Source organism: Streptomyces sp. NPDC020490, from assembly GCF_044335305.1.
Classification (GTDB): Bacteria; Actinomycetota; Actinomycetes; order Streptomycetales; family Streptomycetaceae; genus Streptomyces.
Map to the genome: position 1 here is coordinate 48,875 of NZ_JBIRUY010000024.1, position 14,472 is coordinate 63,346.

19 protein-coding genes are annotated in these 14,472 nt (G+C 71.3%); 16 read left to right on the forward strand and 3 right to left on the reverse strand.

Annotated features, from left to right (window positions below; translation table 11 throughout):
* Positions 1–123: 123 nt before the first annotated feature.
* The 5 genes from ACH4ZX_RS24115 (at position 124) to ACH4ZX_RS24135 (ending at position 2,867) form a co-directional block, all read left to right on the forward strand.
* Positions 124–864, forward strand: coding sequence for a DUF2993 domain-containing protein (locus ACH4ZX_RS24115; protein ID WP_398276277.1), 741 nt, complete (start codon positions 124–126; stop codon positions 862–864).
* 223 nt (positions 865–1,087) lie between these two features.
* A complete protein-coding gene (locus ACH4ZX_RS24120) occupies positions 1,088–1,168 on the forward strand; it encodes a putative leader peptide (RefSeq protein WP_350310325.1) in 81 nt (26 codons plus the stop codon).
* A gap of 159 nt (positions 1,169–1,327) precedes the next feature.
* Positions 1,328–2,173 carry a sulfurtransferase gene (locus tag ACH4ZX_RS24125; RefSeq protein WP_398276280.1) on the forward strand — a complete coding sequence of 282 codons (846 nt, stop codon included), beginning with the start codon at positions 1,328–1,330 and terminating at the stop codon, positions 2,171–2,173.
* Positions 2,174–2,221: 48 nt separating this feature from the next.
* Positions 2,222–2,509 carry a DUF1416 domain-containing protein gene (locus tag ACH4ZX_RS24130; protein ID WP_004986406.1) on the forward strand — a complete coding sequence of 96 codons (288 nt, stop codon included), beginning with the start codon at positions 2,222–2,224 and terminating at the stop codon, positions 2,507–2,509.
* A 97-nt stretch (positions 2,510–2,606) separates the two neighbouring features.
* Complete coding sequence (locus ACH4ZX_RS24135; protein WP_360753708.1) at positions 2,607–2,867, forward strand: DUF3099 domain-containing protein; 261 nt, start codon at positions 2,607–2,609, stop codon at positions 2,865–2,867.
* 40 nt (positions 2,868–2,907) lie between these two features.
* Here the strand turns inward: ACH4ZX_RS24135 and ACH4ZX_RS24140 are convergent, their stop codons facing one another.
* On the reverse strand, positions 2,908–3,270 hold the full coding sequence (locus ACH4ZX_RS24140) for a DsrE family protein (RefSeq protein WP_351893824.1): 363 nt from the start codon (positions 3,268–3,270) through the stop codon (positions 2,908–2,910).
* Positions 3,271–3,371: 101 nt separating this feature from the next.
* Between ACH4ZX_RS24140 and ACH4ZX_RS24145 the strand changes: the two genes are divergently transcribed.
* The 6 genes from ACH4ZX_RS24145 (at position 3,372) to ACH4ZX_RS24170 (ending at position 8,349) form a co-directional block, all read left to right on the forward strand.
* A complete protein-coding gene (locus ACH4ZX_RS24145; RefSeq protein ID WP_398276283.1) occupies positions 3,372–4,160 on the forward strand; it encodes a hypothetical protein in 789 nt (262 codons plus the stop codon).
* Positions 4,157–5,137, forward strand: a complete 981-nt coding sequence (locus tag ACH4ZX_RS24150) for a hypothetical protein (protein WP_398276286.1) — start codon at positions 4,157–4,159, stop codon at positions 5,135–5,137. Before ACH4ZX_RS24145 ends, ACH4ZX_RS24150 begins: the two co-directional genes overlap by 4 nt.
* Positions 5,134–6,114, forward strand: coding sequence for a hypothetical protein (locus ACH4ZX_RS24155; protein WP_398276289.1), 981 nt, complete (start codon positions 5,134–5,136; stop codon positions 6,112–6,114). The genes ACH4ZX_RS24150 and ACH4ZX_RS24155 overlap by 4 nt, the downstream gene beginning before the upstream one ends.
* Before the next feature lie 229 nt (positions 6,115–6,343).
* The gene (locus ACH4ZX_RS24160) at positions 6,344–6,919 is read left to right on the forward strand and encodes an FABP family protein (RefSeq protein ID WP_398276292.1); all 576 of its coding nucleotides are present in this window, start codon (positions 6,344–6,346) and stop codon (positions 6,917–6,919) included.
* A gap of 16 nt (positions 6,920–6,935) precedes the next feature.
* Positions 6,936–7,373, forward strand: coding sequence for a Fur family transcriptional regulator (locus tag ACH4ZX_RS24165; protein WP_324783550.1), 438 nt, complete (start codon positions 6,936–6,938; stop codon positions 7,371–7,373).
* Positions 7,374–7,383: 10 nt separating this feature from the next.
* Positions 7,384–8,349 carry a YgfZ/GcvT domain-containing protein gene (locus ACH4ZX_RS24170; protein ID WP_398276297.1) on the forward strand — a complete coding sequence of 322 codons (966 nt, stop codon included), beginning with the start codon at positions 7,384–7,386 and terminating at the stop codon, positions 8,347–8,349.
* A gap of 34 nt (positions 8,350–8,383) precedes the next feature.
* Here ACH4ZX_RS24170 and dtd read toward each other — a convergent pair whose 3' ends face one another.
* The gene (gene dtd, locus ACH4ZX_RS24175; protein ID WP_398276299.1) at positions 8,384–8,809 is read right to left on the reverse strand and encodes a D-aminoacyl-tRNA deacylase; all 426 of its coding nucleotides are present in this window, start codon (positions 8,807–8,809) and stop codon (positions 8,384–8,386) included.
* Between the two features lie 191 nt (positions 8,810–9,000).
* Between dtd and ACH4ZX_RS24180 the strand changes: the two genes are divergently transcribed.
* The 3 genes from ACH4ZX_RS24180 (at position 9,001) to ACH4ZX_RS24190 (ending at position 12,397) form a co-directional block, all read left to right on the forward strand.
* A complete protein-coding gene (locus tag ACH4ZX_RS24180; protein WP_398276302.1) occupies positions 9,001–9,609 on the forward strand; it encodes an aerial mycelium formation protein in 609 nt (202 codons plus the stop codon).
* Positions 9,610–9,815: 206 nt separating this feature from the next.
* On the forward strand, positions 9,816–11,069 hold the full coding sequence (locus tag ACH4ZX_RS24185; protein WP_398276305.1) for a GNAT family N-acetyltransferase: 1,254 nt from the start codon (positions 9,816–9,818) through the stop codon (positions 11,067–11,069).
* Between the two features lie 419 nt (positions 11,070–11,488).
* Positions 11,489–12,397 carry a winged helix-turn-helix domain-containing protein gene (locus ACH4ZX_RS24190; protein ID WP_398276308.1) on the forward strand — a complete coding sequence of 303 codons (909 nt, stop codon included), beginning with the start codon at positions 11,489–11,491 and terminating at the stop codon, positions 12,395–12,397.
* 33 nt (positions 12,398–12,430) lie between these two features.
* On the opposite strand, the gene ACH4ZX_RS24195 is transcribed toward ACH4ZX_RS24190, so the two are convergent.
* A complete protein-coding gene (locus ACH4ZX_RS24195) occupies positions 12,431–12,619 on the reverse strand; it encodes a hypothetical protein (RefSeq protein ID WP_324783544.1) in 189 nt (62 codons plus the stop codon).
* 204 nt (positions 12,620–12,823) lie between these two features.
* Between ACH4ZX_RS24195 and ACH4ZX_RS24200 the strand changes: the two genes are divergently transcribed.
* Both ACH4ZX_RS24200 and ACH4ZX_RS24205 read left to right on the forward strand, forming a co-directional pair.
* The gene (locus ACH4ZX_RS24200) at positions 12,824–13,714 is read left to right on the forward strand and encodes a GntR family transcriptional regulator (protein WP_398276311.1); all 891 of its coding nucleotides are present in this window, start codon (positions 12,824–12,826) and stop codon (positions 13,712–13,714) included.
* Entirely contained in the window at positions 13,714–14,445 is a 732-nt protein-coding gene (locus ACH4ZX_RS24205) for an HAD family hydrolase (protein WP_398276314.1), read from the forward strand. Before ACH4ZX_RS24200 ends, ACH4ZX_RS24205 begins: the two co-directional genes overlap by 1 nt.
* Positions 14,446–14,472 lie beyond the last annotated feature (27 nt).

The following is a 14,472-nucleotide window of genomic DNA, read 5'->3' on the forward strand; positions in this document are numbered from 1 at the left end:
CACAGGTGATCCACAATTCGCGGGCGCGCGCCCGTCCCAGGGTTAGTCTCGCGCCAGACGGCCACCCGGGTCGTCGGTGACCGGCCTTCGTGGATGACGGCCGAAGTGGGGGAAACATTCGGTATGCGCGCCCTGCGAATACTTCTGATCGTCGTCGTGATCCTGGGCGGCCTGTTCGTGCTCGTGGACCGGGTGGCGGTGTACTTCGCCGAGAACGAGGCGGCGGACAAGCTCAGGACCACCCAGAACCTGGCCTCCACCCCGGACGTGTCCATCAACGGCTTCCCGTTCCTCACCCAGGTGGCGTCCGGGGAGCTGGACGACGTCGAGATCGGCATCAAGGACTACCAGGCGGACACCGGCAGCACCGCCGCCGGCGCCCCGAAGACGATCCGCGTCGACGACATCGACGCCCACATGAAGGGCGTGGAGTTCTCCGGCGACTACAGCTCCGCCACCGCGGCCACCGCCACCGGCACCGCCCTGGTCTCCTACGACGAGCTGCTGAAGGCGGCCAAGTCCGGGCCGACGCAGATCATCCCCGGCATCACCGCCGAGGTCGTCGGGCTGTCCGACGGCGGCAACGGCAAGATCAAGGTCGAGGTGAAGGTGCGGGCGGCCGGCGCGGAGCAGACGTACCCGGTGCTCAGCTCGGTGACCGTGGAGGGCTCCACGGTCAGGGTGCACGCCGACTCGCTGCCCAAGCTGGTGGTGCAGCTCGCCGAGTCCCGGATCCGCGCGATAACCGACTTCCAGCAGACGATCGACCAGCTGCCCGGCGACGTCAGGCTCGACAAGGTCGAGGCGGCGAAGAACGGCGTGGAGATCACCGTGAAGGGTTCGGACGTCAAGCTCGCGGGGTAGGGACGAGAGGCCTCGCGGGGCCGGACGAGAGCCGGTGTGGACCCCCGGCGTCCGAAGGGCGAGACGCCGTCGTCCGCGGCGCGGCCGGGGCGGCGGACACACCGGGTCCGAGGCCGTACGGCGGACATCCGGGCAGCGATCCGATCCCACATGCCGGACGATCGCGTCTCACCATACGACACGCCGGTGACATCTCCCGCTGTCCGTCCCTACGATCGGCACCATGAAGCGACAGGCGGATCTCACGAAGCGGCGGGCAGTAGACCTGTGCCGCGTCGCCGCCATGCTCTGTCGCACCTTCTGAGCGGAGAGCGCAGACCTCCGCATTCCCCCGCCCTGTGTCCAGGGCATCCGTGCGCCGCCGTCGCCTGGAAGCGGACGCGCGCGCACCTCTCGCACTCGTCATCGCACGTAATTGCACCGGCACTCGCACGCCCCGCCGCAACTGCCCCGGAGGAGACACATGAGCCGCAGCGACGTCCTGGTAGACGCCGACTGGCTGCAGGACCACCTGGACGACCCGACGATCGCCATCGTCGAGGTCGACGAGGACACGTCCGCCTACGAGAAGAACCACATCAAGAACGCGATCCGCATCGACTGGACCAAGGACCTCCAGGACCCGGTCCGCCGTGACTTCGTCGACCAGGAGGGCTTCGAGAAGCTCCTGTCGGAGAAGGGCATCGCCAACGACCACACGGTCATCCTCTACGGCGGCAACAACAACTGGTTCGCGTCGTACGCCTACTGGTACTTCAAGCTGTACGGCCACGAGAACGTCAAGCTCCTCGACGGCGGCCGCAAGAAGTGGGAGCTGGACGCCCGCGAGCTGGTCGACGGCTCCGAGGTGCCCGAGCGCGCGAAGACCGAGTACAAGGCCCAGGCGCAGGACACCTCCATCCGCGCGTTCCGCGACGACGTGGTGGCCGCGATCGGCGCGCAGAACCTGGTCGACGTGCGCTCGCCCGACGAGTTCTCCGGCAAGCTGCTCGCCCCGGCCCACCTGCCGCAGGAGCAGTCGCAGCGCCCGGGCCACGTCCCGAGCGCCCGCAACATCCCGTGGTCGAAGAACGCCAACGACGACGGCACGTTCAAGTCGGACGAGGAGCTGAAGGCCCTCTACACCGACGAGAACGTGGACCTCGCCAAGGACACGATCGCCTACTGCCGCATCGGCGAGCGCTCGGCCCTGACCTGGTTCGTCCTGCACGAGCTGCTCGGCGTCCAGAACGTCAAGAACTACGACGGCTCCTGGACCGAGTACGGCTCCCTCGTCGGCGTGCCGATCGAGCTCGGCGCCGCCAAGTAGGACCGCCCCCTTTCAACCGCCCCCCTTTCAAGACCTCTGGAGAAGCACATGTGTGGAGCGAAGGCCGGCGGCCCCGACGCCTCGACGATCAAGCCCGGTGAGACCACCATCCAGGGCCAGGTGACCCGCGACGGCGAGCCCGTGACGGGCTACGTCCGCCTCCTGGACTCGACCGGCGAGTTCACCGCGGAGGTCCCCACCTCCGCCACCGGACAGTTCCGCTTCTACGCGGCCGAGGGCACCTGGACCGTCCGTGCCCTGGTGCCCGGCGGCACCGCCGACCGCACGGTCGTCGCCCAGCAGGGCGGCCTCGCGGAGGTCGCGATCGCGGTCTGACGCCGCGCGCCGGAGCTGGGGCCGCACCCCTCGGGTTGGACGCCTGGGTGCGGCCCTTCGGCGTGTCCGGATCCGTGTCCGGACCTACCCTGGAGTCATGTACGCGCGCCGACGGCACGTCTACTTCGCGATGATGGGCGTCTGCATCGCGCTGTTCGTCCTGGCCTGGGGCGTCGTCCGCATCTGGTCCGTCCCGGCGGCCGTGGCGATGTGCGTGGTGGCGATGGTCATCCCCCCGGTCGCCGCGATGGTCGCCAACCGCCGCGGCCCCGAGGACCGCTGGTGGGACGACCCGTCCGGCGACCCCACGTCGGACGAGTGGTGGGACGAACTGGACGGCAAGAAGCGCCCGCGGTGACGGCGGGCCCGGCGTCTCGGCGTCTCACCGTCTCACCGTCTCAGTAGACGAGCGCCTGCGTCTCGTCCGCCAGCGCCTCCTGGACGAAGACCTGGGCGCCCGCGATGCGCACACCCTCGATGACGTCCTGCTCCGTGATGTCGCGGCGGGCCGCGCACTGCGTGCACAGGGTGACCTTGCCGCCGGCGAGCAGGGAGTCGAGCAGGTCGGGCAGCGGGGCGGCGTGCGGCAGCTCGAACTCGGCGGCCCGGCCCGGCAGGGCGAACCACGCCGATTCGCCGGTCAGCCACAGGGAGACGTCGACGCCGCTGGCCACGGCCACCGCCGCCACCGTGAACGCCTGCGAGCAGCGTTCGGGGGCGTCGGCCCCCGCCGTCACCTTGATCACGAGTTTCTTCGCCATGGCCGAATCGTAATCAACACCTCCACAACTCCGGCCGCGGGTCGGGAGTCTCCTGTGCGCACGCATGTGGCATGCGCGCTTCACGTTTCTGTGGGGGAGTCTTGGAAGTACCCGAAGAGGGACCCGACGCGCCGGCCGTCCCGGTCGCGTCCGTCGTGCCCGACGACGCGGACCCGGGTGCGCCCCGCCGCCGTCGCCGTACGGTCCTGCTGATCGTCGGCGCCGCCCTGCTCGGCGTCGTCGCCGGCGCCTGCACCGGCTATCTGATCCAGGCCGACCGCGAGCCCACCGCGCTGCCGTCCCTGTCGCAGCCGGAACTCGCGCAGGCCGGCGGGCCCGGCCCCGAGCCGCTGCCGGCCTCGCTGGACCGCCGCCTGAAGACCGAGGGCGACCTGCGCAAGCTGCTGCTGAAGAAGCCGCGCGGCGCCAAGGACTCCGAGTGGCTGTCCCAGTCCCACGGCTGGATGGACACGGCCGACTACGCCGAGGAATTCCAGCAGCCGGCCGCCGAGTTCGGCAAGCTCGTCGGCGACGAGTTCCGCCGCGCCGCCGTCACCGGCTGGCGGAGCGGCTACCAGGCCGTCGAGATCCGGCTGATCCAGTTCCGGCAGGAGGAGACCCCCGCGGCCTTCGACTCCGTCGAGAACCATCAGTTCTGGGCGGTGAACAAGGACGACACCGACAACAGCCGGCCGGTGCCCGGCACGGGCAGCGGCATGGCGTACGCCCACCCCCGGCCCGAAACCCAGGTGGGCTCCGTGCCGCTGTACATGGCGGAGGCGCACGCCGTCCGCGGTGACGTCGCCATGGAGATCTGGATGTACGACACCCGGCCGATCCCCAAGGCGAAGATCGTGGACCTGGCCGAGCGGCAGATGGAGCGGCTGTGAGCGACAACCAGTACCGGCCGGACGACGGAGCGAGCCCGGCCGAGCCGGCCCCGGCCGCGGCCCCGGCCGCGGGCACCGGACCCGATTCCGTCCCGCCCGCGCCCGAGTCCGCGCCCGAGTCCGCGCCTGCGCCCGAGTCCGCCCCGGTCGAGTCCGCGTCGGCGGGGGACGCCCCGGCCGGGGACGTTCCGGTCCAGGGCGGCGTGCTGCCCGGCCCGCTCGCCGGGAAGGGCCGTCGGCGTGGCCGGATCGCCGCTGTCGCCGGGTCCGTCCTGCTGGTCGCGGCGGTCGTCGCGGGCGTCGGGTACACCGTCGTCACCGTCGAGAACGCCGACCGGGACGCGGGCGCCCCCGTGTGGAAGCTCCCGAGGACGAAGCCCGCGGACACCGAGGCGGCGGACGCCAAGGGGCTCGCCGGGATGCTCGTGCCCTACGGCGCGGACGGCTGGAGCCGCGGCCCCGACATCGGCGAGTTCGGCTCCGACACGCAGCTCGGAGGCGCCCGGGCCACGGCCCTGCGCAAGGAGTGGGTGAGCGGACTGCCGCGCTCACAGCGCCGGGAGCTGGAGCGGCGGATCGACAAGCAGCGCATCCAGGGCATGGCGATGCGCAGCTACGTCAGCACCGACGAGAAGTCCTCCGTCTACACCAGCCGGGCGTCCACGGTGAGCATCCAGCTCGTGCAGATGGACAACAAGGCGGCCCTGCGCGACGTCGCGGAGTTCCAGAACGGGCTCCTCGACGCCCTCGGCGTCTTCCGGGACGGCCCGCGCGTCGAGGGCCACAAGAACGCCCGCTGCTTCCTGCCGCCCGTGGACAAGGACGAGACGCTGGACACGATGTACTGCTCGGCCTACCAGGGAGACGTCCTGGTCACCCTCAGCGCCGACGGCGCCAAACCCCTGGAGGTCCGCGGGGTCGCGAGGCTGCTGAAGGAACAGCTGGACCGCATCGCCGAGCCGGGGAAGGCCGTATGACCGAGCAGACGGAGCACACGGAGCACACGGAGCACACGGAAGTGACCGAGCAGCCGGACCCCACCGAGCCGCCGGACCCCACCGAGCAGGCAGAGCAGGCAGAGCAGGCAGAGCAGGCAGAGCAGGCAGAGCAGGCAGAGCAGGCAGAGCAGGCCGGCCCGCAGCCGTCCCTCACCGCGCCGCCGGCGCCGCCCGTGCCGCCCGCGCCCCGCAGGGACCGCCGCGTGCTGCGGGCCGTTCTGCGCTGGACCGCCGCCGTCGCCGTGTTCGCGGTGGCCGGGGCCGGAACGGCGTACGGGATCACGGCGATGGACCGGACGGACGTACCGGGACTGGCGACCGCGTCCGACGGGCGCTGGGACTACCCGACGCTGACCAGGCCGCCGCTGCCGTCCGGCAGCCCGGGACCGCTCGCCCCGTCGAACAAGGCCGGCGCCCACTACGCCGACCTGCGCGCCCTCGTGCTGCCCGCGCCGAAGGGGGCGACCGAGGACCCGAAGCTGCGCGGCAAGGACGGCTGGCTGGCGACCGGCGACTTCCTCGCGGAGTACGCCGAGAAGGACGACCGCGACGCGCTGCGCTGGAAGCTCGTCGACCACGCCCTGCGGCACATCGCGGCCCGCGGCTGGACCACCCCGGACGGCACCAGCACCCGGATCTACCTGCTCCATTTCGGCACCGCAGCCGTCGTGGACGACCTGCTCGACGACGGCGTCGCTCCCACCGGCGCCCCCGCCTTCCGGGTGCGCGGAGCGGACGCGTCCGCCTTCGACGAGGACTTCCCGGGAGCGGCCCAGGTGGACGGCGTCGAGCGCAGGTCCTACGTCGAGCAGGCGCCCTACGGCGGCGAGCAGGTCCGGCAGGCCTACCTGGCCGCCGGGGACGTCCTCGCGGTGATCGTGCAGTCCAGGAAGGGCGGCGCGAGGGCGGTGCCGTTCCAGCAGACCGTCACCCTGCAGAGCCAGCTGCTCGGCTGAGCCCCGCAACGGCGTACCTCACGGCGGGAGCCGGGGCCCGGCCGCGTAAGCTGGGCACCGGTCCGTCTGTACCGCCACCCCTGGCTCGTCCCAAGGAGCACCTCGTGCTGGAGTACTTCTACGAAGCCCTGCTGATCCTGGTCTGCGTCGGCGTGCTCGCCTTCGCCGGGCTGACCGTGAAGAAGCTGTACCAGGGCCAGCGCTGACCCACGTCTAGGAACCTCTCCTCATGATCGAGATCCCGTCCGACCTCCACAAGGACCTCGTACCCCTCGCCTTCCTGCTCGGCAACTGGGCCGGCGCGGGCGTGCACGACTTCCCCGGCTCGGAGAAGTGCAACTTCGGGCAGGAGGTCACCTTCACGCACGACGGCAGGGACTTCCTCGAGTACCACTCCCGCACCTGGGTGCTGGACAACGACGGGAACAAGGTCCGTCCCCTGGAGTCCGAGTCCGGCTTCTGGCGGGTCGACGCCGGCCGCAGGGTCGAGGTCACGATGACCCGCGACGACGGCGTCATCGAGATCTGGTACGGCGAGCTGGCCGACAGGAAGCCGCAGATCGACCTGGTCACGGACGCGGTGGCGCGCACGGCGGCCTCCCGCCCCTACAGCGGCGGCAAGCGCCTGTACGGCTACGTCAAGAGCGACCTGATGTGGGTCGGCGAGAAGCAGACGCCCGACGTCGAGCTGCGCCCCTACATGTCGGCGCACCTGAAGAAGGTCGTCACCCCCGAGGAGGTCGAGCGCTGGGCCAAGGCCCTGCCCGACGACCTGCCCGACGACGGGATCGCCTTCTTCAAGTAGTCCTAGACTTTCCGGTGTGGTGAGCACCGACTGGAAGAGCGACCTGAGGCAGCGCGGCTACCGGCTGACGCCGCAGCGCCAGCTTGTCCTCGAAGCAGTGGACACCCTGGAGCACGCGACCCCCGACGACATCCTCATGGAAGTGAGGAAGACGGCGTCGGGGGTCAACATTTCCACCGTCTACCGCACCCTGGAGCTGCTGGAGGAGCTGGGGCTGGTCTCGCACGCCCACCTCGGGCACGGAGCGCCCACCTACCACCTCGCCGACCGCCACCACCACATCCACCTGGTCTGCCGCGACTGCCAGAACGTCATCGAGGCGGACGTCCAGGTGGCGGCCGAGTTCACCGCGAAGCTCCGGCGGGAGTTCGGCTTCGAGACGGACATGAAGCACTTCGCGATCTTCGGCCGCTGCAAGGACTGCTCCCTCAAGGGTTCAACTGCCAAGTCGTAGGCTTGTGTCCATGAAAAGCCCCCTGCTGTCCCTGCCCGGCGCCGTCCCCGCCGAGGGTGTGGACGAAGGCGTCGCCGCCCACTACGGCGACCTGTTCCGCGAGCAGCGCGCCCTCGCCGACGGCACCGGCTTCGTCGACCTCTCCCACCGCGGCGTCGTCACCGTCTCCGGCGAGGACCGGCTGAGCTGGCTGCACCTGCTGCTCACCCAGCACGTCAGCGAACTGCCGGCCGGCCAGGCCGCCGAGGCGCTGATCCTGTCCGCGCACGGCCACATCGAGCACGCGCTGTACCTGGTGGACGACGGCGCGACGGTCTGGGCCCACGTCGAGCCCGGCACCCAGGAGGCGCTGATCGCGTACCTGGAGTCGATGAAGTTCTTCTACCGGGTCGAGGTCGCCGACCGCACGGACGAGTTCGCGGTCGTCCACCTGCCGGCCGGCTCGATCGCCGAGGTGCCCGAGGGCGTCGTGGTGCGCGAGACGCCGTACGGGCGCGACCTGTTCCTGCCCCGCGCGGACCTGGAGTCCTACGCCGCGCAGGCCGGGCCGCCGGCCGGGATACTCGCCCACGAGGCGCTGCGCGTCGAGCAGCACCGCCCGCGCCTCGGCTTCGAGACCGACCACCGTACGATCCCGCACGAGCTGGGCTGGATCGGCACCGCGGTGCACCTGCAGAAGGGCTGCTACCGCGGCCAGGAGACGGTCGCCCGCGTGCAGAACCTCGGAAAGCCCCCGCGCCGCCTGGTCTTCCTGCACCTGGACGGCAGCGAGGTCCACCTGCCGCCGCACGGCACCGAGATCCGGCTCGCGGACGAGGGCCCCGACGGCCGCAAGATCGGCTTCGTGACGACGTCCGCCCGCCACCACGAGCTGGGCCCGGTCGCGCTGGCCCTGGTCAAGCGGAACATCCCGCTGGACGCGCGGCTGGTGGCCGGGGACACGGCGGCCGCCCAGGAAACGGTCGTGGAGCCGTAGACCCGACCGGGTCCCGCGTCCGCTTCGCGGGGCCTCAGATGTCCAGCAGGACGGTGAACGGGCCGTCGTTCGTCAGCGACACCCGCATCCGCGCGCCGAAGCGGCCCGTCGCCACCGTCGCGCCCAGCGCGCGCAGCTGGGCGACCACCTCGTCGACCAGCGGTTCGGCGACGTCGCCGGGGGCGGCCGCGTTCCAGGTGGGGCGGCGGCCCTTGCGGGCGTCGCCGTACAGGGTGAACTGGCTGATCACCAGCAGCGGGGCGGCGATGTCGCTGCACGACTTCTCGTCGTGCAGCATCCGGATCGACCACAGCTTGCGGGCGAGCTGGGCCGCCTTCTCCTTGGTGTCCTCGTGCGTCACGCCGACCAGGACGCACAGTCCCTCGCCGGTGATCTCCCCGACGGTCTCGCCGTCCACGACGACGCTCGCGCCGTCCACCCTCTGCACCACTGCACGCATGCGCCCCATGATGCCGTGCCGCCGTGAGCGGCCCGCACCGGGCTTCCGGGCCGGTCCGGAAAGCTTCCCGGGGGACCTGTTTCTGACCTCAACCCCCTCATGTGGGGCCGATCGGGGGCACTCGGTCACATAGCGGCCACTTGGGGTGGCACGATGCTCCCACACGCCGGTCGAGGGGACGGTAGAGGCACATGAGAACTTCGAGTACCGGGCAGCCGCCCGGGCCCGTCGCGCTGACCGACGCGACCGGCCCCGGCACGCTCCGGCCGCCCGCGCAGCGCACCGACAGTCCGGGCCCGTTTCTGCCCGCCGACGCGCCGGAGCACGACCTGACCGTGCTGAGCCTGCCCGAGCTGCGCGCCCTGCGCCGGGACGCGCAGCGCGACGAGGCCGACCTCAGCTACGTACGGCGGCTGCTCCAGGGCCGGGTCGACATCCTGCGGGCGGAGCTGGCCCGCCGGTCCCCCGCGGGCGCGGGCTCCGTCGTCGAGCGGCTGTCCGAGATCCTCGCCGACGGCCCCGCCCGGCACCGTTCCTCGGCCCGCCACGTGACGCTGGGCACGCCGCACGGCGAGGAGTACCGGCGGCTGGCCGCCGACATGCTCGCCGAGGTGGAGCTGTCGGACCTGGGCGCGCGCACGGACCAGGAACTGCAGACCGCGATGGGGCGGCTGGAGCGCTACGAGCAGCAGGTCTCCCGGCGACGGCAGCGGCTGCAGCGCACCGCGGACGACTGCGGCGGCGAGATCGCGCGCCGGTACCGCGAGGGGGAGGCCCAGGTGGACGACCTGCTGACGTGAGGGCGGCGACCGCTCGAGGCCGCGCTCAAGCGTGCTCGAGCACGTGCTCGAGCACGCGCTCAGGGACGTGCTCAGGGACGTGCTCAGGGACGTGCTCAAGCACGCGCTCAGGGACGTGCTCCAGCACGTGCTGAGGGACCCCGCTCGAGGACGTGCGGGGGAAAATCCGCGCGACACCCTCGCCGCCGTGCGCCTACCGTGCTGCCATGAGCCGAGCCGCCGACATCGACGTGCGCCCTGTGACCGAGGCCGAGTACCCCGAGTGGCTGCGGGCCCTGAGGGGCGGGTTCCTGCTGGGGCCGACCGTCTCCGAGGACGAACTCAAGGCACGCGCCACCCAGTTCGAGCCCGGCCGTTACCTGGGCGCCTTCGACGGGGACCGCTGCGTGGCGACCTTCCGGTCCTTCACGCAGGAGGTCACGGCGGTCGGCGGCGCCCCGGTGCGGGCCGACGCGGTCTCCGCCGTCACCGTCACCGCCACCCACCGCCGCCGCGGCCTGCTCACCCGGATGATGACCCGCGACCTCGCGGCCGCCAAGGAGCGCGGCGACGTGGTCGCCACGCTGATCGCCGCCGAGTACCCGATCTACGGCCGCTTCGGCTTCGGCCCCGCCACCCACCTGGTCGAGTGGACGGTCGACGTCCCGCGCGCCGGCCTCGACGTCCGCGGGCCGTTGCCCGCGGACGGCGGCCGCGTCGACCTGGTGGACGGCGACGAGGTGCGCAAGATCGGCCCCGAGCTGCACGAGCGGGTGCGCCGCGCCACGCCGGGCGCCGTCAGCCGCAGCGACTGGTGGTGGCAGCTCAACACGGGCGCCGTGCGCGTCGACCCGAAGTGGACCGAGCCGTTCTGGGCGGTCCACCGCGCGGCCGACGGCACGGTCGAGGGCCTCGTGGCGTACGAGGTGGACGACCGGTGGGGCGACGCCAAGCAGCCGCTGAACACGGCGAGCGTGCGGTCCCTGATCGCGTCGACCCCGGCCGCCGAGCGCGCCCTGTGGCACTACCTCTGCTCGATCGACTGGGTCACCCAGGTCAAGAGCGGCTCGCGGGCCCCCGACGACCTGCTCCCCCTCCTGCTGCCCGACCCGCGGGCCGCCCGCATCACCTCGCAGGCGGACTGGCTGTGGGTGCGCATCCTGGACGTCGAACGCGCGCTCCGGGCGCGGACGTACGAGGGGACCGGCTCGCTGGTGCTGGAGGTGACCGACCGGGCAGGCCTCACCGGCGGCCGCTACCGGCTGGAGGCGTCCGCGGCGGGCGCGTCCTGCGCGCCCACCCGCGACCGTGCCGAACTGACGCTGGACGTCGCCGAGCTGGCGGCCCTGTGGCTGGGCGACGAGTCGGCGGTGCGGCTGGCGGCGCTCGGCCGGGTCCGGGAAGAACGAGCGGGCGCCGCCCTGGTGGCCGACGCCCTGCTGCGTACGTCCAGGCGACCGTGGTGCCCGGACATGTTCTGACGCTCCTTTCGCCGGTGACGGTGGACTCATCCGTAGCGTGCTCTTCAGTTGTGGCTGTGCTGTTCAGTTGTGACTGTGCTGTGGAGTTGTGGCTGTGCGGGTGCTGCTGTTCGGTTGTCGGTGTTCGGTTGTGACGGTGCCGTTCGTGCGGGCCGACCGAGCTCCCGGCTCCCCTCCGGAAGGGAACGCGGTCGACCGGATCCGTGGCGGCCGAGCCGGTGCGGCGCGGCCGGTGCCGTCCGGACCGGGCGTGATCCTCGTGACGCGGCGTCCCGGAATCTATGGCCAACAGTCCAGAAGCTTGACCATGTTGCTCAAGTTGGCGACCAACTTGTCTGTAGTTATCTCCGCTTGGAAGCGTCTCATAACCACCTTCGCATGAACTGCCGCAAGATGGCGGGAAGTTGTAGTGTTCTTGTGTGGACCCGAAACACGCCTCCGCCAATGGGCGGGAACGGTCACAGCGGCCACAGAAGACACACCGTGAAGTGGCCGACGAGCTGCGCGCCCGCATCCGCTCGGGCCGGCTCCGCGCCGGTCAGCGCATGCCCACGCAGGCGAAACTCGCCGACGAGTTCGGCGTCGAACGCGGCGCCGTGCGCCAGGCCCTGCGCATCCTGCAGTCGGAGCACCTGCTGACCAACGTCTCCAAGGGCGCTCCGGCCACTGTCGCCCCCGATCCGGACCTCACCGACGCCCTGACCGGCCCCGCGGCCCTGCCGATGCCCACGACGGTCGCCCTGGCCCCGCGGATCGCGGCCGCCTTCGCCGCCCCGCACGTCGAGATCGACGCCCTCTGCCTGACCTCGGTGTCCCTCACCCTCGCCATCGGCGAGCCGCTGCGCCGGATCCACGCCGGACAGCTGAAACCGGCCAAGGTCGACGTCCGGGTGCTGCTGCCCAGCCGCGACATCGACCTGGCCTTCCCGACCCCGGTGGACCCCTCCGCCGACGGCCGGCTCCAGCGCCGCTGGCTGGCCCAGCGCAACGCCCAGGGGCAGGTGCTCAAGCACAACCTGCTGGCCCTGCGCGCCACGCACGGCATCGACGTGCGCGTCGCCTTCCGCGCGCTGCCCTTCACCCCGCCGGTCAAGCTGTACCTGCTCAACGGCACCGAGGCCCTGTTCGCGTACTACACGCTCACCCGGCGCGAGGCGGAGATCGACCAGGAGCACCTGGAGATGTACGACGCCGAGGGCACCCAGTCGATGCTGTTCGCCTTCGAGCAGGGCACCGGCCTGCGCGACACGACGTTCGTGGAGCAGTCGCACCTGTGGTTCAACGCACTGTGGGAGACGATCAGCTCCGAGCTGCTGCTCACGGGCTGACGTCTCCCACGGACGGCCGGACCGGGCTTCCCCTCACAAGGCGGGGCCCGCGACCAGCAGGGCGAGCAGTACCGCCCCGACGGAGCTGACGGTCGGGTTCTTGGCCTTGATCCCCGTGGTGAGCAGGAGCAGGCCGATGACGCCGACGGCGCCGTACTTCCAGGTGACGAGCTGCTCGAAGCCGACGACGAGGACCGCCGACAGGAGGGCGAGGGCAGGCATGGTGGTTCCCCCTTCAGGCGTGGGCAGGACGGGCATGGGGGGTGCGAGGCGGATGAAGTCGGACGGACGGGGAAGCAACGGGAAGCAAACCCTCCGCCAACTCAACCAAGTTGGTAACCAACTCTGCCTATGTTGTCCCCACTTGGCAGCCAGTCATAAACAACTTTCAAACAACTCCCGGTAGATGGATCGAAGTTGTAGCGTTTGGTCGTGACCCAGGAGAACGTGGCGGAGAACGTGGCAGTGAACGGCGACAGGAAGCTCTCCCCGCAGGAGATCGCCGGCATCCTCCGGGACCGGATCCGCAGCGGTGACCTGAAGGCGGGGGACCGCCTGCCCACCCAGGCCGAGCTCGCGGTCGAGTTCGGCGTGGAGCGGGGCACCGTGCGCCAGGCCCTCCGGGCACTCCAGGAGGACGGCCTCCTCAGCAACGTCAGCAAGGGCAGCCCGCCGAGGATCGCGGAACCGGCGCCCGACCGGAGCGAACCCCAGCCCACGATGGTGGGCCTGGCCCCGCGCCTCGCCGAGGCGTTCTCGGCCCCGCGGGTCCGCGTGGACGCCGCCTGCCTCACGGCGGAGACCCTCATGCTCGCCCTGAGCGAGCCGGTCCGGCTGATCCACGAGGGCCGGATCCGCCCCGAGTCGATCGACGTGCGCATCCTGCTGCCCAGCCGCAAGATCGACCTCGCCTTCCCGGTGCCGGTGGACGGCCGCGGCGAGGACGACGCCGTGCACCAGCGCTGGCTCGCCCAGCGCAACGCCCAGGTGCAGGTCCTGCGGCACAACCTGTGGGCGCTGCGCTCCTCGCACGGCATCGACGTGCACGTGACCTTCCGCGCGCTGCCCTTCACCCCGCCGGTGAAGCTGTACCTGCTCAACGGCACCGAGGCGCTGATCGCGTACTACATGATCACCCGGCGCGAGGAGGAGTGGGACAGCGGCACCCTGGAGATGTACGACGCCCTGGGCGGCAAGTCGCTGCTGTTCTCCTTCGAACAGCGCGCCGGCCGGCGGGACGCCGCGTTCGTCGAGCAGTCCCAGAAGTGGTTCGACGCCCTCTGGGAAACCATCACGACGGACCTGACACTCTCCTAGTGACTTCCGATACGGCGCAGACTGAACCGGTGACGGCAGAGACAGAGAACCTGCGTGAGCTGATCACCGAGGCCCGCTTCGTCCTGTTCGACTTCGACGGCCCCATCTGCCGTCTCTTCGCGGGGCACACGGCGGAGAGCGTGGCCAAGGAACTGGTGGACTGGCTCGAGCTGCAGGGACTGAGAGGGCTGCTGACGGAGGCGGAACGGGTCCACCCCGACCCGATGGTCGTCCTGTACGCCGTCAACAGGAGGCATCCGCGCAGCGACCTGGTGACCGAGCTGGAGGAACGGCTCACGCAGCAGGAGCTCAAGGCGGTCCCCTCCGCCATGCCGACCGCGTACGCGGACCCGCTGATACGCACCTGGACCGCCGTGGGCGGCAGGCTGGCGGTCGCCAGCAACAACTCGCCCCGCACGGTGACGGAATACCTCTCCGTCCGCGGCCTGGCCGACTGCTTCGCCCCGCACGTCTACGGACGCACCGGCGAACTCGACCTCCTCAAGCCCCACCCGCACTGCCTCAACCGGGCACTGAACGCCATGGGCGCCGCCCCCTCCACCGCCCTCATGATCGGCGACGCCCCCACGGACCTCCGGGCCGCCGAGCGGGCGGGAGTGCCGTTCCTCGGCTACGCGAGTAATCCGTACAAGGAGAAGCAGCTGAGGGACGCGGGCGCCCGCACCGTCGTGGCGTCCCTGGAACCCGTACTGAGAGCGCTGCGCGGTTAGGGCCCGTCCGGCGGATCATGCCGGAGA